The organism is Streptomyces sp. NPDC048370 (genome assembly GCF_043200825.1).
GTDB lineage: Bacteria > Actinomycetota > Actinomycetes > Streptomycetales > Streptomycetaceae > Streptomyces.
In genome coordinates, this window is record NZ_JBICYI010000010.1 from 78,768 (window position 1) to 101,213 (window position 22,446).

Annotated in this window: 22 protein-coding genes; 14 read left to right on the forward strand and 8 right to left on the reverse strand. The window is 71.6% G+C overall.

Annotation, left to right across the window (positions count from 1 at the left end; all coding sequences use genetic code 11):
- Positions 1-84: 84 nt before the first annotated feature.
- From ACGFYP_RS21935 to ACGFYP_RS21955, 5 genes are all read left to right on the forward strand, one after another.
- Positions 85-1,653: a flavin-containing monooxygenase gene (locus ACGFYP_RS21935; protein ID WP_393495978.1), complete on the forward strand. Its 1,569-nt coding sequence runs from the start codon at positions 85-87 to the stop codon at positions 1,651-1,653.
- Positions 1,650-2,621: an alpha/beta fold hydrolase gene (locus ACGFYP_RS21940; RefSeq protein WP_393495981.1), complete on the forward strand. Its 972-nt coding sequence runs from the start codon at positions 1,650-1,652 to the stop codon at positions 2,619-2,621. The genes ACGFYP_RS21935 and ACGFYP_RS21940 overlap by 4 nt, the downstream gene beginning before the upstream one ends.
- On the forward strand, positions 2,618-3,499 hold the full coding sequence (locus ACGFYP_RS21945; protein ID WP_393495984.1) for an SDR family oxidoreductase: 882 nt from the start codon (positions 2,618-2,620) through the stop codon (positions 3,497-3,499). The genes ACGFYP_RS21940 and ACGFYP_RS21945 overlap by 4 nt, the downstream gene beginning before the upstream one ends.
- A gap of 95 nt (positions 3,500-3,594) precedes the next feature.
- Complete coding sequence (locus tag ACGFYP_RS21950) at positions 3,595-3,783, forward strand: hypothetical protein (protein ID WP_361967216.1); 189 nt, start codon at positions 3,595-3,597, stop codon at positions 3,781-3,783.
- A 144-nt stretch (positions 3,784-3,927) separates the two neighbouring features.
- Positions 3,928-4,470, forward strand: coding sequence for a GNAT family N-acetyltransferase (locus ACGFYP_RS21955; protein WP_393495988.1), 543 nt, complete (start codon positions 3,928-3,930; stop codon positions 4,468-4,470).
- On the opposite strand, the gene ACGFYP_RS21960 is transcribed toward ACGFYP_RS21955, so the two are convergent.
- The gene (locus ACGFYP_RS21960) at positions 4,416-7,706 is read right to left on the reverse strand and encodes a S41 family peptidase (protein WP_393495991.1); all 3,291 of its coding nucleotides are present in this window, start codon (positions 7,704-7,706) and stop codon (positions 4,416-4,418) included. The genes ACGFYP_RS21955 and ACGFYP_RS21960 overlap by 55 nt on opposite strands.
- Before the next feature lie 196 nt (positions 7,707-7,902).
- Between ACGFYP_RS21960 and ACGFYP_RS21965 the strand changes: the two genes are divergently transcribed.
- Complete coding sequence (locus ACGFYP_RS21965) at positions 7,903-8,475, forward strand: TetR/AcrR family transcriptional regulator (RefSeq protein ID WP_393495994.1); 573 nt, start codon at positions 7,903-7,905, stop codon at positions 8,473-8,475.
- 121 nt (positions 8,476-8,596) lie between these two features.
- The gene (locus ACGFYP_RS21970; RefSeq protein ID WP_393495997.1) at positions 8,597-10,798 is read left to right on the forward strand and encodes an MMPL family transporter; all 2,202 of its coding nucleotides are present in this window, start codon (positions 8,597-8,599) and stop codon (positions 10,796-10,798) included.
- Between the two features lie 318 nt (positions 10,799-11,116).
- Here the strand turns inward: ACGFYP_RS21970 and ACGFYP_RS21975 are convergent, their stop codons facing one another.
- Together ACGFYP_RS21975 and ACGFYP_RS21980 are read right to left on the reverse strand one after the other, a co-directional pair.
- The gene (locus ACGFYP_RS21975; RefSeq protein ID WP_393496001.1) at positions 11,117-12,109 is read right to left on the reverse strand and encodes an endonuclease/exonuclease/phosphatase family protein; all 993 of its coding nucleotides are present in this window, start codon (positions 12,107-12,109) and stop codon (positions 11,117-11,119) included.
- 62 nt (positions 12,110-12,171) lie between these two features.
- Positions 12,172-12,531 carry an SsgA family sporulation/cell division regulator gene (locus ACGFYP_RS21980; protein ID WP_393496004.1) on the reverse strand — a complete coding sequence of 120 codons (360 nt, stop codon included), beginning with the start codon at positions 12,529-12,531 and terminating at the stop codon, positions 12,172-12,174.
- A 133-nt stretch (positions 12,532-12,664) separates the two neighbouring features.
- Here ACGFYP_RS21980 and ACGFYP_RS21985 point away from each other — a divergent pair, with 133 nt between their 5' ends.
- The 4 genes from ACGFYP_RS21985 to ACGFYP_RS22000 all read left to right on the forward strand — a co-directional run bounded on the left by ACGFYP_RS21985 (position 12,665) and on the right by ACGFYP_RS22000 (position 16,541).
- Positions 12,665-13,702 (forward strand): energy-coupling factor ABC transporter permease, encoded by a 1,038-nt coding sequence (locus ACGFYP_RS21985; protein WP_393496007.1) that lies wholly within the window; start codon positions 12,665-12,667, stop codon positions 13,700-13,702.
- Position 13,703: 1 nt separating this feature from the next.
- Complete coding sequence (cbiQ, locus tag ACGFYP_RS21990; protein WP_393496010.1) at positions 13,704-14,468, forward strand: cobalt ECF transporter T component CbiQ; 765 nt, start codon at positions 13,704-13,706, stop codon at positions 14,466-14,468.
- Positions 14,465-15,220: an energy-coupling factor ABC transporter ATP-binding protein gene (locus ACGFYP_RS21995; RefSeq protein WP_393496013.1), complete on the forward strand. Its 756-nt coding sequence runs from the start codon at positions 14,465-14,467 to the stop codon at positions 15,218-15,220. Before cbiQ ends, ACGFYP_RS21995 begins: the two co-directional genes overlap by 4 nt.
- Positions 15,221-15,365: 145 nt before the next feature.
- Positions 15,366-16,541: a serine hydrolase domain-containing protein gene (locus ACGFYP_RS22000; RefSeq protein ID WP_393496016.1), complete on the forward strand. Its 1,176-nt coding sequence runs from the start codon at positions 15,366-15,368 to the stop codon at positions 16,539-16,541.
- A gap of 184 nt (positions 16,542-16,725) precedes the next feature.
- Here ACGFYP_RS22000 and ACGFYP_RS22005 read toward each other — a convergent pair whose 3' ends face one another.
- Positions 16,726-17,241: a cupin domain-containing protein gene (locus ACGFYP_RS22005; protein WP_361967238.1), complete on the reverse strand. Its 516-nt coding sequence runs from the start codon at positions 17,239-17,241 to the stop codon at positions 16,726-16,728.
- A gap of 187 nt (positions 17,242-17,428) precedes the next feature.
- Entirely contained in the window at positions 17,429-18,028 is a 600-nt protein-coding gene (locus ACGFYP_RS22010; RefSeq protein WP_393496020.1) for a hypothetical protein, read from the reverse strand.
- A gap of 153 nt (positions 18,029-18,181) precedes the next feature.
- On the opposite strand from ACGFYP_RS22010, the gene ACGFYP_RS22015 reads away from it, so the two are divergent.
- Positions 18,182-18,697, forward strand: a complete 516-nt coding sequence (locus tag ACGFYP_RS22015; RefSeq protein WP_393496023.1) for a DinB family protein — start codon at positions 18,182-18,184, stop codon at positions 18,695-18,697.
- A gap of 55 nt (positions 18,698-18,752) precedes the next feature.
- On the opposite strand, the gene ACGFYP_RS22020 is transcribed toward ACGFYP_RS22015, so the two are convergent.
- The 3 genes from ACGFYP_RS22020 to ACGFYP_RS22030 form a co-directional block, all read right to left on the reverse strand.
- Positions 18,753-19,484, reverse strand: coding sequence for a dienelactone hydrolase family protein (locus ACGFYP_RS22020; RefSeq protein WP_393496026.1), 732 nt, complete (start codon positions 19,482-19,484; stop codon positions 18,753-18,755).
- A 132-nt stretch (positions 19,485-19,616) separates the two neighbouring features.
- Positions 19,617-20,273 (reverse strand): YdcF family protein, encoded by a 657-nt coding sequence (locus ACGFYP_RS22025; RefSeq protein WP_393496029.1) that lies wholly within the window; start codon positions 20,271-20,273, stop codon positions 19,617-19,619.
- On the reverse strand, positions 20,270-21,058 hold the full coding sequence (locus tag ACGFYP_RS22030) for a GntR family transcriptional regulator (RefSeq protein ID WP_393496032.1): 789 nt from the start codon (positions 21,056-21,058) through the stop codon (positions 20,270-20,272). Before ACGFYP_RS22030 ends, ACGFYP_RS22025 begins: the two co-directional genes overlap by 4 nt.
- 127 nt (positions 21,059-21,185) lie before the next feature.
- Here ACGFYP_RS22030 and ACGFYP_RS22035 point away from each other — a divergent pair, with 127 nt between their 5' ends.
- Both ACGFYP_RS22035 and ACGFYP_RS22040 read left to right on the forward strand, forming a co-directional pair.
- Positions 21,186-21,626: an ATP-binding protein gene (locus ACGFYP_RS22035; RefSeq protein ID WP_393496035.1), complete on the forward strand. Its 441-nt coding sequence runs from the start codon at positions 21,186-21,188 to the stop codon at positions 21,624-21,626.
- Between the two features lie 57 nt (positions 21,627-21,683).
- The gene (locus ACGFYP_RS22040) at positions 21,684-22,442 is read left to right on the forward strand and encodes an SDR family NAD(P)-dependent oxidoreductase (RefSeq protein WP_393496039.1); all 759 of its coding nucleotides are present in this window, start codon (positions 21,684-21,686) and stop codon (positions 22,440-22,442) included.
- Positions 22,443-22,446 lie beyond the last annotated feature (4 nt).

A 22,446-nucleotide genomic window follows, 5' to 3' on the forward strand; every position in this document is an offset into this window, starting at 1 on the left:
ACCCCTACCGCTCGGTATGCCGCTGCTCTACAGTCCCGATTGTGCCAGTGATTGCTGGCGGGATTGTGGCGCGTGGGAGGCGGCATGGCGAAGCACGAGCACGTACGAGTGGCGGTGATCGGATCGGGGTTCGGCGGACTCGGGGCCGCCGTCCGGCTGCGCCGCGAGGGGATCACCGACTTCGTCGTCCTGGAGCGGGCCGACTCCGTCGGTGGCACCTGGCGCGACAACAGCTACCCGGGCTGCGCCTGCGACGTCCCGTCGCACCTCTACTCCTTCTCCTTCGCGCCCAACCCGGACTGGCCGCGCACCTTCTCGGGCCAGCGCCACATCCGCGCCTACCTGGAGCACGTCACCGACACCTTCCGGCTCCGTTCGCACCTGCGGCTGAACCACGAGGTGACCCTGATGCGCTGGGACGGCGACGAGCTGCGCTGGGAGATCGAGACCAGTCAGGGATCCTTCACCGCCGATGTGATCGTCTCGGCGACCGGCCCGCTCTCCGACCCCAAGATCCCCGACATCCCGGGACTCGCCGACTTCCCCGGCAAGGTCTTCCACTCCGCGCGGTGGGACCACGACTACGACCTCACCGGCAAGCGCGTCGCCATGGTCGGCACCGGCGCCTCCGCCATTCAGATCGTGCCCGCCATCCAGCCGCAGGTCGGGAGCCTTACGCTCTTCCAGCGGACGCCGCCGTGGGTCATGCCCCGCGTGGACCGGGCCATCACCGGCGCCGAGCGCTGGCTGCACCGCACGCTCCCCTTCACCGGCACCGCGCGGCGCGGGCTGCTCTGGGGCATCCGCGAGCTCCAGGTGAGCGCCTTCACCAAGCGCCCCGGTGAACTGGGTCTCGTCGAATCGCTCGCCAAGGCCAACATGGCCAAGTCGATCAAGGACCCGGAGCTGCGGGCCAAGCTGACCCCGTCGTACCGCATCGGCTGCAAGCGCATCCTGCTCTCCAACGCCTACTACCCGGCGCTCGCCGAGCCGAATGTGGACGTCGTCGCCTCGGGGCTGCGCGAGGTGCGCGGCTCGACCGTCGTGGCCGCCGACGGGACGGAGACCGAGGTCGACGCGATCGTCTTCGGCACGGGGTTCCACGTCACCGACATGCCGATCGCCGACCGGGTCGTGGGCGCGGACGGCGTCGCGCTCTCCGAGGCGTGGAAGGGCGGGGTGGCCTCGCTGCGCGGCGCGACCGTCGACGGCTTCCCGAACTGGATGACGATCATCGGGCCCAACACGGGCCTCGGGAACTCCTCCATGATCCTGATGATCGAGTCCCAGCTGAACTACATGGCCGACTACCTCCGCCAGCTGGACGTCCTCGGCGGCCGCGCAGCGCTCGCCGCCCGGCCGTCCGCCGTCGGCGCCTGGAACCGCAAGGTGCAGGACCGGATGGAGCGGACCGTCTGGAAGTCGGGCGGCTGCGACAGCTGGTACCTGGACGCCAACGGCCGCAACACCACGCTGTGGCCGGGCACGACGGGCGAGTTCCGGCGCGAGACGCGGCGGGTGGACCTGGCGGAGTACGAGGTGCTGAGGCCGGCCGAGAAGCAGGCGGCGGAGAAGGCGGCGGCCGAGAAGCAGGCGGCGGAGAAGGCGCCGGCCGCGCGCCGCGCGTCCCAGAAGAAGGAGACGGTGAAGTGAGCCGCCTCTTCGCGTCCCGTACGGGACCGCTCCCGCACTCCCGGGAGGTGATCGCCGTCTCCGTCGACGGCGCCCGCGTCCATGCCGAGGTGTTCGGCCCTGACGCCGCCCCCGCCGTGGTCCTGGCCCACGGCTGGACCTGCTCGATCGCCTTCTGGGCCGAGCAGATCCGGGACCTCGCCCGGGACCACCGGGTCATCGCCTACGACCAGCGCGGCCACGGCCTCACCCCCGCCCCCGCGGACCCGGCCGGCTTCTCCACGCGGGCGCTCGCCGACGACCTGGAGGCCGTGCTCGCCGCGACCCTCGCCCCGGGCGAGCGGGCGGTCCTGGCCGGGCACTCCATGGGCGGCATGACGCTGATGGCGGCCGCCACGCGCCCCGCCTTCCGGGAGCACGCGGCCGCCGCGCTGCTCTGCTCCACCGGGCCGTCCCGGCTGGTGGCCGAGTCCCTGGTCCTGCCGCTGCCGGCCGGCGGGGTGCGGACCCGGCTGACCAAGGCGATCCTGGGCGCGCGGGCGCCGCTCGGACCCGTCAACGCGCTGTCCAGGAAGATCCTCAAGTACGCCACGATGGGCCCCGGTTCGGCGCCCGAGCGGGTCGACGCGTGCGCCCGGATCGTGCACGCGTGTCCGCGCCGCGCGCGGGTGGCCTGGTCGCGGGTGCTCGCGGAGCTCGATCTCGTCGCGGGCGTACGGGAGTTGGAGCTGCCCGTGGCCGTGATCGCGGGCACGGCCGACCGGCTCACCCCGCCCGTGCACTCCCGCGGCCTCGCGGCGGCGCTGCCGCGGTGCGTGGGCCTCGAGGAGCTGGCGGGTATGGGTCATATGACACCGGTGGAGGCGCCGGAGGCGGTGACGGCCCGGATCCGTGACCTCGTGACCTCGTACGTGTCGGCGGAGCCGACGCCCGTAGAGCCGACGCCTGTAGAGCCGACGTCCGTGGAGCAGAAGGAGGAAGTGGCATGAGCAGGGTCAGCCTGGAGGGTCAGGTCGCGGTCGTCACCGGAGCGGCGCGCGGTGTCGGCGAACTCCTCGCCCGCAAGCTCTCGGCGCGCGGCGCGAAGCTCGCGCTCGTCGGCCTGGAGCCGGAGGAGCTGAAGCAGGTCGCGGGCCGGCTCCACACCGAGGCGGACTGGTGGCACGCCGACGTCACCGACCACGAGGCGATGGCCCGGGTCGCCGAGGAGGTCAAGGAGCGCTTCGGGAAGGTCGACATCGTCGTCGCCAACGCGGGGGTCGCGGCGGGCGGCCCGTTCCTGGACTCCGACCCGGTCGCCTGGCGGCGGGTCATCGAGGTCAACCTGATCGGCGGGGCGGTGACGGGACGGGCGTTCCTGCCCGTACTGATGGAGTCGCGCGGCTACTTCCTCCAGATCGCCTCGCTCGCCGCCATGACCCCGGCGCCGATGATGACGGCGTACTGCGCGTCCAAGTCGGGCGTCGAGGCCTTCGCCCACAGCCTGCGCGCGGAGGTCGGATACAAGGGCGTGAAGGTCGGCGTCGGCTACCTCTCCTGGACCGACACGGACATGGTGCGCGGCGCGGACCAGGACGACGTGATGAAGGAGCTGCGGCAGCGGCTGCCCTGGCCCTCGAACCGTACGTACCCCCTCGGCCCGGCCGTGGACCGGATCGTGGCGGGCATCGAGCGGCGCTCGCCGCACGTGTACGCCCAGTGGTGGCTGCGCGGGATGCAGGCGTCGCGGGGGTACCTGCCCGGGATCATCGCCACGGTCGGACGGCGCGAGATGAAGCGCTTCGAACCGCGCCTGGCCGGTGTCTCCAAGGGGCTCGTGGGCGCGGGAGGGGCGGCCGACGAGCGGGCGCGCACGGAGAGTATCTGATCGAAATGCGCGGAATGTTCCGCCGTGCCACGCTGGTCGAGGCCCAAGGGGCGAGCCGCCCCGATCCCCTCACACCCGTCTAGGAGTGAACTTTCATGGGCATGAAGGACCAGTTCCAGGACAAGGCGCAGCAGGCCGCCGAGCAGGCGAAGCAGAAGATGGGCAAGGCACGCGAAGAAGCGTCCGAGCGCGCCTCCCAGGCCAAGGGCCGCCCCTCCGAGGAGGAGCAGCGCCGGGCCCAGCAGGAGGCCCAGGACCGCTTCGACCAGGACTACGACGCCTGACGTCTGTCCTACGAGGACCATGACGGTCCTTGGAGAAGGGGCACCCGGGACGCCGGGTGCGCCTTCCGCGTGCGCGCGGACAGCGGGGCCGGGAGTGTCCTAAATCACGCGCCACGAGCCCGCCGTCCGCGTAGCGTGCGGATCATGTCCGAACTGCAGCTCCTCCGTGCCGACCACGCGCCCGCGCTCCTCGCGTTCGAGCGGGAGAACCGGGCGTATTTCGCCGCCCATGTGCCCGACCGGGGCGACGCGTACTTCGAGGAGTTCGCCGGGCGCCACCGAACCCTGCTGGACGAGCAGGCGACCGGGGTGGTCCTGATGCACGTGCTCGTGGGGGACGGGGGAGAGGTCGTGGGCCGGTTCAACCTCGTCGACGTGGCCGACGGGGGTGCCGAGCTCGGCTACCGGGTCGCCGAGAAGGCGGCCGGACGCGGCGTCGCCTCCGCGGGGGTGCGCGAGGTCTGCCGGCTCGCCGTGGAGGAGTACGGGCTGAGCCGGCTGACCGCCGCGACCACCGTGGACAACACCGCGTCCCGGACCGTCCTCGGCCGCCTCGGCTTCGGCGCCGTGGGGAGCGTGACCCTCGACGGTCGGCCGGGCGTCGCCTACGAACTCGATCTCGCGGCGGCCCGTCACTCCGACCTGGGCGGGAGCTTCGGGCGGGAGCGGTCCGGGACGTCCGCGTAGCCCGGCGGGGTCGCCGCCGGGGTCTCCGCCAGGAGCGAGAGCGCCACGGCGACCGCGTCGTCCAGTTGGGCGTGACGGCCCTCGGCCCAGTCCAGCGGGGTGCGCAGGATCGCCAGGTCCGGATCCACGCCCTGGTTCTCCACGGACCAGCCGAACTCCGGGAACCAGGCCGCGTTCATCGGCACCGTGATCTGTGTGCCGTCGCCCAGCCGGTGCCGGCCCGTCATGCCGACCACACCGCCCCACGTCCGCTGTCCCACCACCGGGCCGAGGCCCAGGAGTTTGAACGCCGCCGTGATCATGTCGCCGTCCGAGGAGGTGGCCTCGTCGGCGAGGGCGACCACCGGGCCCCGTGGGGCGTTCGAGGCGTACGAGACCGGCTGCGCGTTCCTCGTCAGGTCCCAGCCCAGGATCTTGCGGGTCAGCTTCTCCACGACCAGCTCGCTGATGTGGCCGCCCGCGTTGCCGCGCACGTCCACGATCAGGGCCGGCCGGGAGACCTCCATCCGCAGGTCGCGGTTGAACTGGGCCCAGCCCGAGCCGCCCATGTCCGGGATGTGCAGATAGCCGCACTTGCCGCCGCTGACCTCCCGTACCACCGCACGACGTTTGGCCACCCAGTCCTGGTAGCGCAGCGGCCGTTCGTCGATCAGCGGCACGATCGCGACCCGGCGCGCGCGCCCCTCGCCCTCCGCGGGCTGGAAGGTCAGCTCGACCGTCGTGCCGCCCGAGGCGGACAGCAGCGGATACGGGCCGCTCACCGGGTCCACCGGGCGGCCGTCCACATGGGTGAGGACCGCGCCCTCCCGGATGCCGGTGCCCGCGAGCGGCGAGCGCGCCTTGGAGTCCGAGGAGTCGCCGGGCAGGATCCGCTTGACCATCCAGCCGCCGTCCCGGGGAACGAGGTTGGCGCCGAGCAGCCCCATCGCCCGCTGGTAGTGCGGCGGTCCCTCGTTGCGCCTGGCGGGCGTCACGTACGCGTGCGAGGTGCCCAGTTCGCCCATGACCTCGCGCAGCAGATCGGCGAAGTCGTCGGGGGTCGCGACCCGTTCGACGAGCGGGCGGTACTGGTCGAGGACGGCGGGCCAGTCCACGCCGCACATGTTCGGGTCCCAGAAGTACGAGCGGACGATCCGGCCCGCCTCCTCGTAGGCGCCCCGCCACTCCGCCTCCGGGTCGACCTCGTGCAGGATCCGCCGCAGGTCGATGTAGACGGTCGAGTCGCCGTCCCCGGACTCCGTCGACGGCACCGCCCGCAGTTCGCCCTCGTCCACGACGACGAGCCGTGAGCCGTCACCGCTGACCGCGAACCAGTCCAGGTGCTGCACCAGTTCCGTCTTGCGGGCCTTGGTGATGTTGAAGTACTCCAGGGTCGGCCGGCCCGTCGTGTCCGCCGGGTTGGCGAAGGTCTCGCCGAGCGCCCCGGAGATCGGCCAGCGCAGCCAGACGAGCCCGCCGCCGCTGACCGGGTGCAGCGCCGAGTACTTGGACGCGGCCACCGGGAACGGCGTGACCCGGTCCGCGAGCCCCTCCACCTCCACGATCGTCATGCCCTCGGCGCCCCCTCCCTCGGGAGGCTCGGTCTCCGCCGGGTCGAGCCCGCCCGCCGCGGGCCGCCCGTCCGGCAGCAGCGCGAACGGGGAGGGCGTCGCGGAGGAGAGCGGTACGAGGTACGGGCGGCAACCCAGCGGGAACGACAGGTCGCCGGTGTGCACGTCGTACACCGGGTCGAAACCGCGCCAGGAGAGGAACGCGAGGTAGCGGCCGTCGCGGGTGAAGACCGGATTCTCGTCCTCGAAGCGGCCGTTGGTGACGTCGACGATCGCCCGCGCGCCGGGACCCGCGATCCGGGCCATCTTGATCTGCCGCAGCGAGCGCCCGATGCCCGGGTGCGACCAGGTCAGCCAGGTCCCGTCGGGGGAGAAGGCCAGGTCGCGCACCGGCCCGTTGATCGACCGGATCAGCTCGGTCGCCTCGCCGTTGGAGTCCTCGGTCGCGTCGATCAGCAGCAGTCGGCCGTCGTGGGAGGCGATCGCGAGCCGCTCGCCGTCCGGGTCGGAGATCATCTCCTCGACCCGGCCGAGCTCCCCCATGGCCAGCCTGCGCGGCTCCCGTTCCCCGCTGGCGCGCGGCAGGTACGCGACCTCGATGGCGTCCTCGCCCTCGGCGTCCGTGACGTACGCGACCTGGCCTCCGCTGCCCAGCATCTCCGGCAGCCGGACCCGTACGCCCGGGGTGTCCGTGATCGTGCGGGCCGGGCCGTCGCGGTGGGTGAGCCAGTACAGGCTGCCGCGCACCGACACCGCGCAGGCCCGCCCGGTCTCGTCGACCGAGAGGGCGTCCACGTGGTTGGCCGCCGGGACCTGGTACGGCCGCCGTCCGGCGCGCGGGCCCCCGAGCCGTACCTCCAGCTTGCGCGGGGCGGCGTGGGGGACGGTCAGGTCGTCGACGATCCACAGGTCGCCCGCGCACTGGTAGACCACCCGTCGGCCGTCGCTCGAGGCGTGCCGGGCGTAGAAGGCGTCGTGGTCGGTGTGGCGGCGCAGGTCGGTGCCGTCGGGCAGGCAGGAGTAGAGGTTGCCGACGCCCTCGTGGTCGGAGAGGAACGCGATCCGGCCGTCCACGAACATGGGCGCGTCCAGATGGCCGCCGATGTCCGGCAGCAGGCGCTCCCCGTGCAGCCAGAGCCGCCCGGTGGCCCCGCCGCGGTACCGCTTCCAGGCCGCCGGCTCGTGCGGCGGCTTCCCGGTGAGGAGGAGCGTGCGCCGCTCGGTGCCGGACTCGCCTTCGGCGTCCGCGACCGCGATGTCGGAGACCGGGCCCCAGGGCATCCGGCCGCCGGGGGAGCCGTCGGTGGGGACGGTGTAGGCCCAGGAGTAGTACGAGAAGGGCTGGCCGTGCGAGGAGACGGCGAGGATGTCGCCGTCGGGGGACCAGGAGCAGACCCGGGTGTCGGTCGAGCCCCAGTAGGTGAGCCGCCGCGAGGGGCCGCCCTCGACCGGCGCGAGATGGATCTCGGGGTCGAGGCTGCGCCAGGTCGTGTACGCGAGATGGCGGCCGTCGGGTGAGAAGCGGGGGTGGCCGACCCGGGTCCGGTCGACGGTGACCCGCCAGGCCCGGCCGGGGCGGTGGCCCTCGGGCACGAGGGGTGCGACCCAGAGGTCGTCCTCGGCCGCGAAGCACAGCAGATCGTCGTGGAGGTGCGGGAAGCGGAGGTACGCGGCGTCTTCACTCACCTCCTCATGCTTTCCGCGCGGAGGGGGTGCGGCAACTCGTACGCACGTACGTGCGCGGTGGCCTCGGGGGCGGGCGTGTCCGCGGGCGTGCGGGAGGGCGTGTGGCCCAGGACACGTACGAAACGGTTTCGTTTCGCTGGCGGTCGGGGTACCTTCGTACTGTACGAAACCGTTTCGTTCGGAATGGAGTCCGGTCATGGCACGCAGCAGGCTCACCCCAGAGCGTGAGTCCGAGCTGTACGAAGCCGTGCTCGACCTCCTGCGCGAGGTCGGTTACGACGCCCTCACCATGGACGCCGTCGCCGCCCGCACCCACTCCAGCAAGGCCACCCTCTACCGCCAGTGGGGGAGCAAGCCCGAGCTGGTCGCCAAGGCCCTGCGCCACAACAAGCCCGTCGGTTTCGCGGAGATCGACACCGGCACCCTGCGGGGCGACTTCCAGGCGATGCTGGAGCAGACCGACGACTGTCAGATGGAGAAGGACTCCGCGCTGATGCGGGGTCTGGCCCATGCCGTCCACACCAATCCCGACCTGCTCCAGGCGCTGCGTGAGCTGCTCATCGCACCCGAGATGACCGGCTTCGACGAGGTGCTGGAACGAGCGGTGGAACGGGGCGAGATCCGTGCCGACAACCCGGCGCTGAAGCTCGTGCCCCACATGCTGATCGGGGCCTTCGTCGCCCGCCCGCTGATCGAGGATCAGCCGGTCGACCACGAATTCCTCAGCAACTACGTCGATGCCGTCGTGCTCCCCTCACTCGGCATCTGACCTCGCAGCACCCCGCAGTACCGCGCATCACCCGTAGTCCCCAGTACCTGACGTCGCACCGCTCACGCCGTCGGGCCGGCTCCCCATGCCCTGTCCCACCACGAATTGGGAGTACGCCCCCGTGGCCACGTTCCTTTACAAGCTGGGTCGCTCCGCCTTCCGGCGCCGACGGCTCGTCGCCCTCCTCTGGGTGGCGCTTCTCGCGCTCGCCGGAGTCGGCGCCGCCACCGCGCCCGCCGCGACCTCCTCGTCCTTCTCGATACCCGGCACCGAGGCCCAGAAGGCCTTCGACCTCCTCGAGCAGCGCTTCCCCGGCGGCAGCGCCGACGGGGGTACCGCCCGTGTCGTCTTCAAGGCCCCCGAGGGCCAGAAGATGACCGACCCGGCCAACAAGGCCAAGGTCCAGGACGTCGTCGCCGAGCTGAAGTCCGGCTCCGACCAGGTCGCCTCGGTCACCGACCCGTACACCGCGCAGGCGGTCTCCAAGGACGGCTCGACCGCCTACGTCTCCGTCAGCTACAAGGTCTCCGGCATGGAGCTGACGGACGAGACCCGTGCGGCCCTGGAGAAGACCGGGCACGACGCGCAGGGGCAGGGGCTGACCGTCGAGATCGGCGGTGACGCGCTGCAGACCATGCCGGAGACCGGCGCGGGCGAGATCGTCGGCGTGGTCATCGCCGGCATCGTGCTCGTCATCACCTTCGGTTCGCTGGTCGCCGCCGGACTCCCGCTGCTGACCGCGATCATCGGCGTCGGCATCGGCGTCTCGACGATCACGGCGCTGGCGAACGTCCTCGACCTCGGCTCCACCACCTCCACCCTCGCGATGATGATCGGCCTCGCGGTCGGCATCGACTACGCCCTCTTCATCGTCTCCCGCTACCGCGCGGAGCTCGCCGAGGGCCGGGAGCGCGAGGAGGCCGCGGGCCGCGCGGTCGGCACGGCCGGCTCGGCCGTCGTCTTCGCCGGTCTGACCGTCGTCATCGCCCTGGTCGGCCTCGCCGTCGTCAACATCCCGATGCTGACGAAGATGGGCTTCGCCGCGGCCGGCACGGTCGTGATCGCGGTCCTGATCGCACTGACCCTGATCCCGGCGCTGCTCGGGTTCGCGGGCGCCAGGGTGCTCGGCCGCAAGGACCGTAAGGAGCGCAAGGAGCGTAAGGAGCCCAAGGCGGACGAGGGTTCGAAGAAGGCCGAAGGCAAGCCCAACATGGGCACCCGCTGGGCCCGGTTCGTCATCCGTCGCCCGATCATGGTCCTGCTCGTCGGTGTCCTCGGCCTCGGCGCGATCGCGCTGCCGGCCGCCTCCCTGGAGATGGGACTGCCGGACGACGGCGCCAAGCCCGTCTCCGCCACCGAGCGCCGGGCGTACGACCTGCTGTCGGACGGCTTCGGCCCCGGCTTCAACGGCCCCCTGATGGTGGTCGTCGACGGGGACAAGGCCGTGGCCGAGTCCACCGCCGAGACCATCAAGGGCCTGGACGGCGTCGTGGCCGTCGCCCCGCCGACCCCGAACAAGGCCGGCGACACCGCGATGATCACGGTGATCCCGAAGGACCGTCCGTCCTCGGTGGCGACCGAGGAGCTCGTCCACGACATCCGTGGCGCGACCGGCGACAACGTCCTGGTCAGCGGCCAGACGGCGATGAACATCGACTTCTCGCAGAAGATGAACGACGCGCTCGTGCCGTACCTGGCCCTTGTCGTCGGACTCGCCTTCCTGCTCCTGATGGTGGTGTTCCGCTCGGTCCTGGTCCCGCTGAAGGCGGCCCTCGGCTTCCTGCTCTCGGTGGTCGCCGCCCTCGGCGCGGTCGTCGCGGTCTTCCAGTGGGGCTGGCTCGGCTCGCTGTTCGGCGTCGAGCAGACCGGCCCGATCATGTCGATGATGCCGATCTTCATGGTGGGTGTCGTCTTCGGTCTCGCGATGGACTACGAGGTCTTCCTCGTCACCCGGATGCGCGAGGCGTACGTCCACGGGGAGCGGCCCGGCGAGGCGATCGTGACCGGCTTCCGGCACAGCGCCCGTGTGGTCACCGCCGCCGCCGTGATCATGATCGCCGTCTTCTCCGGCTTCATCGGCATGACCGACCAGATGATCAAGATGATCGGCTTCGGTCTCGCCGTCGCCGTCCTCTTCGACGCCTTCGTGGTCCGCATGGCCATCGTCCCCGCGGTGCTCGCACTGCTCGGCCACAAGGCGTGGTGGCTGCCGAAGTGGCTGGACAGGGCGCTGCCGAACGTGGACGTGGAGGGTGAGGGCCTGGTCACCGAGAAGGGCGCGGGCGGGCCGCAGGGCCAGGACCGCGAACTGGTGAAGGTCTGAGCCGTCCCTTGCCCGAACAGTCTGTTCCTTCCCTGAACAGCCTGTCCGTCCCATGAACCCCGGGGCCGCCGCTTGAGCGGAGCGGTGAGCCCCGGACCCCGGGAGCGGCTCCTTGAGCGGAGGAGTACGCCCCTGATCGCGCCGGAACCTGTGGGGACGGGGAGCCGACGCGGCCCTGCGCCGCCCTCGTGTCGTCAGCGACACGGGGGCGGCGCAGGCGCGTTCACGGCGGACCGCCGACGATCAGGCCACGGAAGACCGTCGACGATCAGGCCACGGAAGACCGTCGACGATCAGGCCACGGACGACCGCCGACGATCAGGCCGCCGGAGGTGTGATCGTCACGCTCTCGACGAGGACGTGGTGGTCCGAGCGCTCGGTGTCGGCGACCAGGCACCACCGCCTGGGCTCGCTGCTGAAGAGGTAGTCGATCTTCCAGCCGCCGTTGTGGGTGGCCCGGCCCGTGCGGGCCGCCCCCTGCTGGTCGCACTCCTGGTAGCCAGGGGTGCCCGCGCCCTGGGAGTACAGCCCGGCAGGCCAGATCCAGGCGTCCTTGTTGTTCGGCCAGTCCGGCGGGCTCGCGTTGAAGTCGCCGCCGAAGACGACCTTCGGGAAGCCGGAGACGACCTGCTTGATCTCGGCGAGCTGGTCGTCCCGGTAGTCCCAGTCCGGGTGTTCCGGGTTGGCGTCCTTCGTCGACACGTGGACCGTGCAGAGCCGGACGCCGAAGTACGTCGCCGTCGCGCAGTGGAACGGCGGGTTGAGGCCGGTCCAGGGCTGGGTCGTCGGGTACTGCTGGGCGTCCGCGAGGCCGGCCTTGACGACGATCGCCGTGCCGACGAGGTCCTTCGGGTCGGAACCGGCGCCGGTGGCGCAGGGGCTCGGGGTCCGCACGCCCTTCTGCGACCAGTGGTACGGCACGAAGCTCTTGCTCCAGCCCGGGCCGAGCTTGGTCATCAGCGCGTCGAGGCCGCTCGCGCAGACCTCCTGGAGGAGGGCGGCCTGCACGTAGTTGTTCTGCACGTACTGCTTGACCACGTCGGCCTTCTCGCCCGCCGTGCCGGTGCCCGTGCACCCCCACCGCTCGACGCCGCACATGTTCCAGCTCATGACCTGCAGGTTCGTCCCCGGCGGCGGGGTCGCCGCCGTCAGCGACTCCCACCCTGGCGACGCCCACCCGGCCACCGAGGTCGCCTTCGGGGCCGGCGCGGCTGCCGGTGGTGCCTCCGTGGCCTGCGCCGAGGCCGCGGACAGCGTCCCGGCCACGGCCAGCAGGGCGCCTCCGAGCGCGCCCCACAGCTTCTTCTTCACGTAGTTCCCCCATGTGTTCCCGATGTGCCGTCGTGATCTTGACGGCACTCCAGGAGGGAACTCTAGGGGGTCATTGACGCGGTCACGGCGTACGTGTGTTTGAGGAAGCGCAGCAGGGCGGTCGTGTCGAACTGGACGACCGCGACCCCGTCGGCCGTATGGAACTCGACGACCGTCTGCACCCGACCGCAGGGCCAGACGCCGATGTCGCCGCGTCGGATCGGGGCGCGCAGGCCCGTTTCGAGGAGGGCGCGCGGGAACGACCACTCGATGCCGCCGGGGAAGACGAAGCGCACCGTGGCGGGGGTGGAGTCGCGGTCGTAACGGAGGGCGACCGGGACGGGGCGGGAGAGGGGGGCGTCGCTGATGATCCGGCCTTTGGCGTGATCCTCGACTTCATGGTCGTCCGCGGTGGGGGACATCGAGTCACTCCTCACACTCGTCTTATTTATCCCCTAATGTCCCATATTTTGGGGCGCGTGCGGAGTGAGCGCTGCCTTTCTGTGATCTGTGCGCTCTTGCAAGTGTTTTGCAGGAGCACTCATCATTCGGGACGTGCATGTACCTGACGGATTCATCAACGCCCCCGTATCGGTCGCCGCCGGAGTCGTCGCCGCCGGCGCCGTCGCCGTCAGCCTGCGCGGAGCGCGCCGCGAACTGGACGAGCGGGCCGCGCCCCTCGCCGGGCTCGTCGCGGCCTTCATCTTCGCCGTGCAGATGCTGAACTTCCCCGTCGCGACCGGGACCAGCGGCCATCTGCTCGGCGGCGCGCTCGCCGCGATCCTCGTCGGTCCTTACACAGGTGTGCTCTGCGTGGCGGTCGTCCTGCTGATGCAGGGCATCCTCTTCGCGGACGGCGGTCTCACCGCGCTCGGCGTGAACATCACCGTCATGGGCGTGGTCACGGTCGTCGTCGCGTACGGACTCTTCCGCGGCCTCGTCCTGGTCCTGCCCCGCACCCGCCGCTCGGTGACCGTGGCCTCCTTCGTCGCCGCGCTGGTCTCCGTACCCGCGTCGGCCGCCGCGTTCACGCTCGTCTACGCGATCGGCGGCACCACCGACGTACCGCTGGGCAAGGTGTTCGTCGCGATGGTCGGCGTCCACACCCTCATCGGCATCGGCGAGGCCGCCATCACCATGCTGACCGTCGGCGCGGTCGTCGCCGTCCGCCCCGACCTCGTGTACGGGGCCCGCGGACTCACCACCCCGCTCAAGCTGCGGGTGAACGGCGAGCTGGTCGACGCCGCGCCGGCCCGCGACTTCGCGCCCGTCGCCGCCCGCTCCCCGAAGAAGTTCTGGCTCGGCGGTCTGGCCGCCGCCCTGGTCCTCGCCGGCTTCGTCTCCTTCTACGCCTCGGCCAGCCCGGACGGCCTGGAGAAGGTCGCCGCCGACAAGGGCTTCGACAAGAACGTCGAGGAGCACGACGCCGCCGGCTCCCCGCTCGCCGACTACGGCGTCAAGGGCATCGAGGCGGCCCGGCTCTCGGGCGGCCTGGCGGGCGTGATCGGCGTCGGCGCGACGCTCGCCGTCGGCACGGGCGCCTTCTGGATGGTCCGCCGCCGCCGTACGGAATCGACCGGGGCGCAGGTCTGACATGGGTGCCGGGCACGCGCACAAGCTCTACCGGCGGGGGAACTCGCCGGTCCACGCGCTGCCCCCGCACACCAAGCTCGCCGCCGTCCTCGCCTTCGTGGTGGTCGTGGTCTCCACGCCCCGCGAGGCGGTCTGGGCCTTCGCCCTCTACGCAGTCCTGCTCGCGGCCGTCGCGGCGAGCGCCCGGATCCCGGCCGGGTTCCTGCTGCGCCGGCTGCTGATCGAGATCCCGTTCGTGGCCTTCGCGTTCCTGATGCCTTTCGTGGTCCCGGGCGAGCAGACGGAGCTCCTCGGGATCTCGGTCTCGGTCCCCGGGCTGTGGGGCGCCTGGAACGTCCTCGCCAAGGGCACCCTCGGCGTCGCCGCCTCCGTGCTCCTCGCCGCCACCACCGAACTGCGCGAGCTGCTCCTCGGCCTCCAGCGGCTGAGACTTCCGCCGCTCCTCGTCCAGATCGCCTCCTTCATGATCCGGTACGGCGACGTGATCACGGACGAGATGCGCCGGATGTCGATCGCCCGCCGCTCGCGCGGCTTCGAGGCGAAGGGCGTCCGCCACTGGGGCGTCCTCGCCAAGTCGGCGGGCGCGCTCTTCATCCGCTCGTACGAGCGCGGTGAGCGCGTCCATCTCGCGATGGTCAGCCGGGGGTACGCGGGCTCCATGCCGGTCATCGACGAGGTGACGGCGACCCCGGCCCAATGGGCGCGGGCCGCCGCCCTGCCCGCCGCCGCACTCGTGATCTGCCTCCTGGGATGGACGCTCCGATGACCACCACCGCCACCGCCCCCTCTCTCGACGTCCGCGGCCTTGCGTACGCGTACCCCGACGGCCACCAGGCCCTCTTCGGCGTCGACCTGACCGTCGGACGCGGCGAGCGGGTCGCGCTCCTCGGCCCCAACGGCGCGGGCAAGACCACCCTCGTCCTCCACCTCAACGGCATCCTCACCGGCGGCGCGGGCACGGTCGCCGTCGCCGGGCTGCCGGTCGAGAAGCGGAACCTGGCCGAGACCAGGCGCCGGGTCGGGATCGTCTTCCAGGACCCGGACGACCAGCTGTTCATGCCGACCGTCCGCGAGGACGTCGCCTTCGGCCCGGCGGCCGCCGGGCTGCGCGGCGCGGAGCTGGAGGCAGTGGTGGCGAAGGCGCTCGCCCGGGTCGGCATGGCGGAGTACGCGGACCGGCCGCCGCACCACCTGTCGTTCGGGCAGCGGCGGCGCGTGGCGGTCGCGACCGTCCTCGCGATGGAGCCGGAGATCCTCGTCCTGGACGAGCCCTCCTCCAACCTGGACCCGGCCTCGCGCCGCGAGCTCGCGGACGTCCTGCGCTCGCTGGACGTCACGGTCCTCATGGTCACCCACGACCTGCCGTACGCCCTGGAGCTCTGCCCGCGCTCGGTGATCCTCAGCGAGGGCGTCATCGCGGGCGACGGGCCGACGGCGGACATCCTCGCCGACGAGGAGCTGATGGCGAGGAACCGCCTGGAACTCCCGTACGGCTTCGTGCCGGGCTCGGTTGCCTGACCGCCTGAATGCGTAACCGCCTGACTGCCTGACTGCGTAACTGTGTGGGCCGACCGGATCGCCTGGCCGTTCACGACCCCGGAATCGGGGCCCCCGGACCGACGTTGCACCATGGGGGGCATACGAGCGCGAGGGAGTGTGGGACGTGGACGTCCGGGGCACGGTGGCGGCCGGGTTCGAGCCGGTCAGGGACGCGTTCCTGCGCAACTTCGAGCACCGCGGCGAGCGCGGCGCGGCGGTAGCCGTCTACCGCGACGGCGTGAAGGTCGTCGACCTGTGGGCGGGGACGCGTGACGTCGACGGGGACGTTCCGTGGGCCGTGGACACCGCCCAGGTGGTCCGCTCGGCGACCAAGGGCGTCGCCGCCGCCGTACCGCTGCTGCTCCACCAGCGCGGCCAGCTCGACCTGGACGCGCCGGTCGGCACGTACTGGCCGGAGTTCAAGGCGGCCGGCAAGGAGCGCGTGACCGTACGGCAGCTCCTCGCGCACCAGGCCGGGGTGCCGGTCCTGGACCGACCGCTGACCCTCGCGGAGGCCGTCGACCCGGCGGTCGCCCAAGCGGCGATCGCCGCGCAGGCGCCGGTCTGGGAGCCGGGCACCGCGCACGGCTACCACGCGCACACGTTCAGCTGGCTGCTCTCCGGCCTGGTCCACCGGGTCACCGGCCGCACGATCGGACGCTGGGTCGCCGAGGAGATCGCCCGGCCGCTGGGCCTGGACCTCTGGATAGGCCTGCCGGCCGACGAGGCCCGACGCGTCGGCCGCCTCGGCCCGGTCGAGGAGCTCGAACCGCCGGACAGCGGCGCCCTGAAGCTGCGCCCCAAGCGCTCGGTCACCGAGGCCTACCGGGACCCGGACTCCCTCACGCGGCGCGCCTTCGGCGTGATCGACCCGAAGCCGGACGAGAACGACCCGGTCTACCGGGCCGCCGAACTCCCCGGCTCGGGCGGCGTCTCCACGGCCCGCGCGCTGGCCCGCTTCTACGCCTCGACCCTCGGCCCGGTCGACGGCGGCCGCCGCCTCTTCGCCCCGGCGACCCTCACCCTCGCCCGTACCGAGGAGTCCGCGGGCCCCGACCGCGTTCTGATGGTCGGCACCCGCTTCGGCCTGGGCCACATGCTCCACGGCCCGGCCTCCCCGCTCTTCGGCCCGACGTCCTTCGGCCACCCGGGCCGCGGCGGCTCGCTGGGCTTCGCGGACCCGGAGTCGTCGATCGCCTTCGGCTACGTCACGAACGGCATGCGCAAGACGGTGACGGCGGACCCCCGGGCCCAGGCGCTGGTCCGGGCGGTCAGGTCGAGCGTGGATGCGGGGGCGTGAAGGGCGGATTGTCACGGGAAGGGATCAGCACCGCGCGGACCGTCCTCGCGAGCAGTGTCCTCGCGCGGATCGTCACCACGCGGACGGTCACCACGCGGACGGTCACCGCGCGGACGGTCACCGCGCGGACAGTGCTCGCGTGGCCTGCCCCGCCTGCCCCTGCCCGGCGACCGGTCTCCTAGAACTACTCCCCGCCCTCGAAGTCCTCCGTGAAGTAGCTGTCGTGCCGGACACGGAACCGCTTCAGCTCCTCGGGCCCGCGCTGGGCGACCTCCGCGACCTGCTCGAAGTACTCCTCGCGAGGGGCGCCGGGGGAGAAGAGCATGAGCATGGACGTGGGCTCGTCGGTCACGTTCTTGAAGGCGTGCAGTCCGCCGACGGGCACGTAGAGGAAGTCGCCCTCGCGGCCCGTGACCCACTTGTCGCCGTCGTAGAGCTCCAGTTCACCGGAGAGGATGTAGAAGGACTCGGACATGGCCTTGTGGAAGTGCGGCTTGGCGCCGGCGGCCCGGGCGGCCAGGTCGACCTTGTAGAAGCCGAATTCGCCGCCGGTCGAGGCGTGGGTGGCGAGGTAGTGGGTGGAGCCGCCGGGGGAGGAGATGTCCGCCGGGGTCCCGGCCGGACGGAAGGTCGCGTTCACCTCGCCCTTGTCCCCGTCGTAGCGGGGTTCCGGGTACACGAGGTCTTCGGGGTACGACATGATGCGCGCTCCTTCGGTGCTTCGGCCGTCCAGTGCTTCGGTGCTTGGGCCGTTCGGTCCTTCGGTCCTTGGAGGGGGTGTCCAACGGCATGGTGCCTCGCCGACCCCGCGGCCCGTATCGACCCTCCGAACGATCTTGGACGCGCGGGCCCGAGGACCAGGGCCCTAGGACCACCGGCCGAGGACGTCAGCCGAACCAGACGACGAGGCGGACGTTCTCGTCGCCGTACGCGGCTGCCGGCGCGCGCATCGCCGCCCACACAGGGGCCCAACTGCCGTCCGGCGGAACGAACATCGCGGCGGTGAGGACGACCGGGCGGTACACGGCGCCGTTCAGGTGGACCTCGCCGCCGGGCGGCCATTCGGACGGGAACAGGTCCGCGCCGAAGAGCTTCTCCGCCGCGTCGAGCACCTCGATCGGCGCCCACACCACGTCGTCCAGGGCGAGTCGGCCGTCCGGCCCCGGTCGCCACTCGCCCAGACGGCTCCCGTCGGGGCCGTCGCAGAGCGGTGCGTCCCAGTCGACCGCCGCGATCTCGGCCCATGTCGCGTACGAGTGACTGTGGTTGTTCTCGCCGTACTCCTTGGGCACCTCGTCGCAGGCGTCCTCGGGCCACCCTCGCCGGTCGAAGAGCGGCCGCTCGACCCCGAGGCTCCCGCCGTAGCCGAACAGGCACTCGCGGGCGTCCCGGGCCTTGCCGAGGTCGAAGTCGAGCAGATCGACCTCGATCTCCCAAACCCCGCTCGCTGTACGGCACTCGACCAGCCCGTCGATGTACGTCCCCATGGAGGCCGATGCTAGGGGGAACCAGGGGGAACTAAGGGGAACCAGGGGGAACTAGGGGGAACCAGGGGGCAGGCGGATCGACGGGCCCGAGCCCAGGTCTGGCCCCCGAAATGCGCTCGACACCGACCCGCGGGCTCGGTCAGACTCCCCGCGATGACTCGACGAACCGATACGCCTCCCTCCTGGGACGAGCGCATGCAGCTGGCCACCTTCCTCGACTACGCCCGTGACACGGCGCGCGCCAAGTGTGAGGGCGTGTCGGAGGAGGACGCCCGCAGGGCTCCGCTTCCGACCTCGCCGCTGATGACGCTGTGCGGACTGATCAACCATCTGCGCTGGGTCGAGCACTACTGGATCCAGGTCGTCTTCCTGGGCGAGGAGGACGCGGGCCCGATCGCCGCCGCGACCGAGGACGATCCGGACCCGGAGATGCGTACGGCGGTCGACTTCCCGCTGGCCCAGCTGCTCGCCGAGTACGAGGCCCAGAGCGCCCGCTACCGCACCCTGATCGCCGACCACGACCTGGACGCCACGGCCAAGCGCCCCTTCCGGAACGGCACCCAGGTGAACCTCCGCTGGGTGATCCACCACCTCATCGAGGAGACCTCCCGCCACAACGGCCACCTCGACATCGTCCGCGAACTCCTCGACGGACAGACGGGCTCCTAGGGGGTTGCCGGGCGGGGTACGCCGATCGGCGCACCCCGCCCGGCATGCGCCAGTGCTAGCCGAGGTGCCGGGCGAAGAACCGCACGGCGCTGTCGAGTTCGAAGCCCGGGATCTCCCCGTGCCTGCCGGGGTTGGCGTGCAGCGTCTTCTCGGCGGAGCCGAGGGCGTCGAACAGGGCCAGGCTCTGGTCCCGCGGTACGCGTTCGTCGTCCCACTGCACGAGGAACTCGACGGGGACGGTGATCCGCGCGGCGGCCTCGGCCGTGGCCAGAGCCCCGCCGAGACCCAGGACGGCCGCACGGACGCGAGGCTCGGCGGCGACGAACGGCACGCCGAGCCCACAGCCCAACGAGACCCCCCAGTACCCCACGGGCCCGGCACCGACCTCGTCGACGGCCTGCACCGCATCGATCACGGCCCGCCACTCGGGCACGGTCCGACGGGCCACCAGCGCCTGGAACCCGGCGATCAGCGGAGCCAACTCCTCACCGGCCTCCACACGCGCCTGGTTCTCGGCCACGATCCGGTCGAACTCCTCGACCTTCGGCCGGTCACCATGAGCGGGCACATCGACCGCCACCACGGCGAACCCACACTCCCCGACGAACCGCCGAGCCCGGACCAGAACCCCGGGCGCCTTCTTGTGCTGCCCACCGCCATGCCCGACGAACACCAACGGCCGCACACCGACGGCCCCTTCGGGCGTCCACAGCACACCGGGAATCTCGCCAAGGGTGAAGAGTCGTTCACGAACGCCGTCGGCCGACGTCTCAGAGATGAAGCGCATAGCGTCTCAACCTTTCGGGGATGCCTTTCGGGCACTCCCTAGGCCATGCGGAGGAGGGAGTCCCGACCTGTCGAAGCGTTGATCGGTCTCACCTCCTCTGTTCGCACGGTGACGCACGGCGGCGGAAACGTATCACGACGGGCGGGGGGCGAGTCGGCTTGTGAAGCCGGCGGCGCGGAGTCGTTCGTAGGCCGTCGTGACGGAGGCGGGGACCTCCTGGTGAATCATGAATCCCTGCTCGGGGTAGATCAGCAGGCGCTGCTGGGCACCGACGAGCATGTCGAGGACGAGACGCGCGTCGCCGATCGAGTCCACGTACTCCGGCAGGGGCATGGGTGTGGAGGCGCTGACGATCTCGACCTCTGGCCAGAGCCTGCGGGCCGTCGCGAACGCCCGACGCTCCTCGTACGGTTTGCTGACGAGGAGGACGGAGGCGACGTCCACGCCCCGCTCCGCGAGGAGTTCGCGCGAGAAGCGGATGTTCTCGCCCGTGTTCCGCGCGCGCGGCTCGACGAGGACGGCGGAGTCCGGGACGCCCAATTCCAGTGCCCGCTCGCGGTAGTGCTCCGCCTCGCCTCGCGGCATGTGCTCTCGCGTGGTGCGGCTGGTGGCGCCCGTGAAGACGATCAGGGGGATCATGCCGCGCCGGTAGAGGTCGACCGTCACATCGGCCACGCCGAGGTCATGGCTGCCCAGTCCGACGCCCACCGAGCATGGACGTGGTGTGTGGTGCATCTGTTGGAAGTCCCACAGCAGTTGGGCATCGGACCAGGCCTGTGCCGAGATCACTCCGACGTCTCCCGGGCCGAGTCGGGGACCTTGAACTCGTACGCCCAGGAGAAGCGGCCGGCCGCGTGGACGCCGATGGCGAACTCCACGACCGTCCCGTCCGCCGTGTACGTGGTGCGGTGGAGTTCGACCACCCACTCGCCGGGCGCCAGCTGGAGCAGAGCCGTTTCTTCAGGGGCGGCGATCCGCGCGAACAACTCCTCGCGCATGTGGTCGATCTCGTACCCGGCGTCGTGGAGCACGCGGAATCCACCGCCGCGCCCGGCGGGCCCTGGTGTCGGGTCGACGAGGCGGGTGCCTTCGACGTGCTCGGGCCGGTAGTAGCTGGTGAGGGTGTGCGTCGGCTGGTCCCCCTCCTTCACGAGGCGGGCCCGGGCGTACACCTCGGCGCCCTCGGGCAGCCCGTGAGCGGCGGCCACGACGGCCGTCGCGGGCACGCGGCTGACGCTCTGCGTCTGCTCTCCACGCTTGTACGCCCGCCCCGATGCGACGCGGTCGGCGATGAACGCGACTTCGTCGCCGTCCCGCCACTTCGCCTTGTCGTACCGGGCGATACCGAGCCGCTTGAGCGGCTGACGCTGCCGCACGACAGTGCCGTGCCCCCGGGACGAAGTCACCAGGCCTTCGGCCTCCAGGGCCTTGTAGGCCGCGTGGACCGTGGACTTCGATCCCTCCCCGGCCTCCACCAGGTCCCGGATGTGCGGAAGCCGCTGACCGGCGGCGTACTCGCCGCTTCTGATGCGCTCGGCCAGCCTGTCGGCCAGTTCCCGCCACTTGGGTGCCACATCCGCTCCTCTCGCCGGGGGAAGTCAACCACAGTCCCAGGACTGTTGACAGTCGCGGGGCTGTGCGCCATTGTCGCTCTCCTGGGCTCCGTAGTCCTAGGACTACGGAATAGGGTGGAGGTGGCTGATGGAACCGGCACAGGTGGATCCGATGGACGGCGAGACGGTGATTCTGCGCTGGGCGCAGGGGCCCAGAAGCGTGCCGATGGCCAGGCGTCGGCTGTCCGGCACCTTGGAGCGCTGGGGGTTGGAATGCGTCGTGGAAGGTGCCTCGCTCGTCCTCTCCGAACTGCTCACCAACGCCGTTCGGCACGGACGCGTCCCCGGGCGGGAGATCGAGACACGGTTCGCCCGGCTGCCCGGCGTTCTGCGGATCGAGGTGCACGATGCGTCGGAGAAGCGGCCGATGATGGCGTTGCCGAGCGACTGTGCCGGGGGAGGCTGGGGGCTTCCGTTGGTGGATGTGTTGGCGGCGAAGTGGGGTGTCTCGGATCGGTCTGGGCCCGGGAAGGTCGTGTGGGCCGAGTTGGTGATCGGAGAGGACGGCGTCGGGGCCGTCGGCGACTGAGGTCCGGGGCTTGTCGTATGCCTGGTGCTGTGGTGGTACCGGTGTTGTGATCGGGGCATGGAGAGATTCGAGGGGTACGCGGCGCTTGTCACCGGTGGGGCTCGGGGGATCGGGGCCGGGGTGGTGCGGCGGCTTGTGGCCGAGGGGGCTCGAGTGGTCGTGGCCGATGTGGATGAGGACGTCGCTCGGGAGGCCTTCGGTGGGGTGGAGACCGTGCGGGTCGTGCGGTGCGACGTGGGGGACGCGGAGTCCGTCGACGCCGCCGTCGCGTACGCCGGTGAGGTCTTCGGGGGGCTCGACGTGCTCGTCAACAACGCCTTCGCGCCCGATCGGTCGGACGACACCGACGGTGAGTGGCGGGAGCAGCTCGACGTGACCCTCATGGGGGCCGTCCGGTGTGCGCGGGCCGCCATGCCGTTGCTCGCCGCCGCCGGGGGCCGGGGGGCGATCGTCAACATCGGGTCCGTCAACGCCGAGGCGCACTTCGGCAACCACGCCTACAGCGCCGCCAAGGCCGGTCTCGCCTCCTTCACCCGTACCCTCGCCGGCGAAGCCGCCCCGCGCGGCGTGCGGGTCAACCAGGTCACCCCCGGGACCATCGCCACGCGCGGGTGGGAGTCCCGGCAGGAGCAGCTGGCCGCGCTCGCCGAGCGCGTCTACCCGCTCGGCCGGGTCGGGACCCCCGAGGACATCGCCGCCGCCGTCGCGTTCCTCGCCTCCGCCGACGCCGCCTGGGTCACCGGCACCACCCTTCGGGTGGACGGTGGGCTGCTGGCCGTCAACACGCACTTCGCCGAGGTGCTCGGGCAGTTCTGAGACG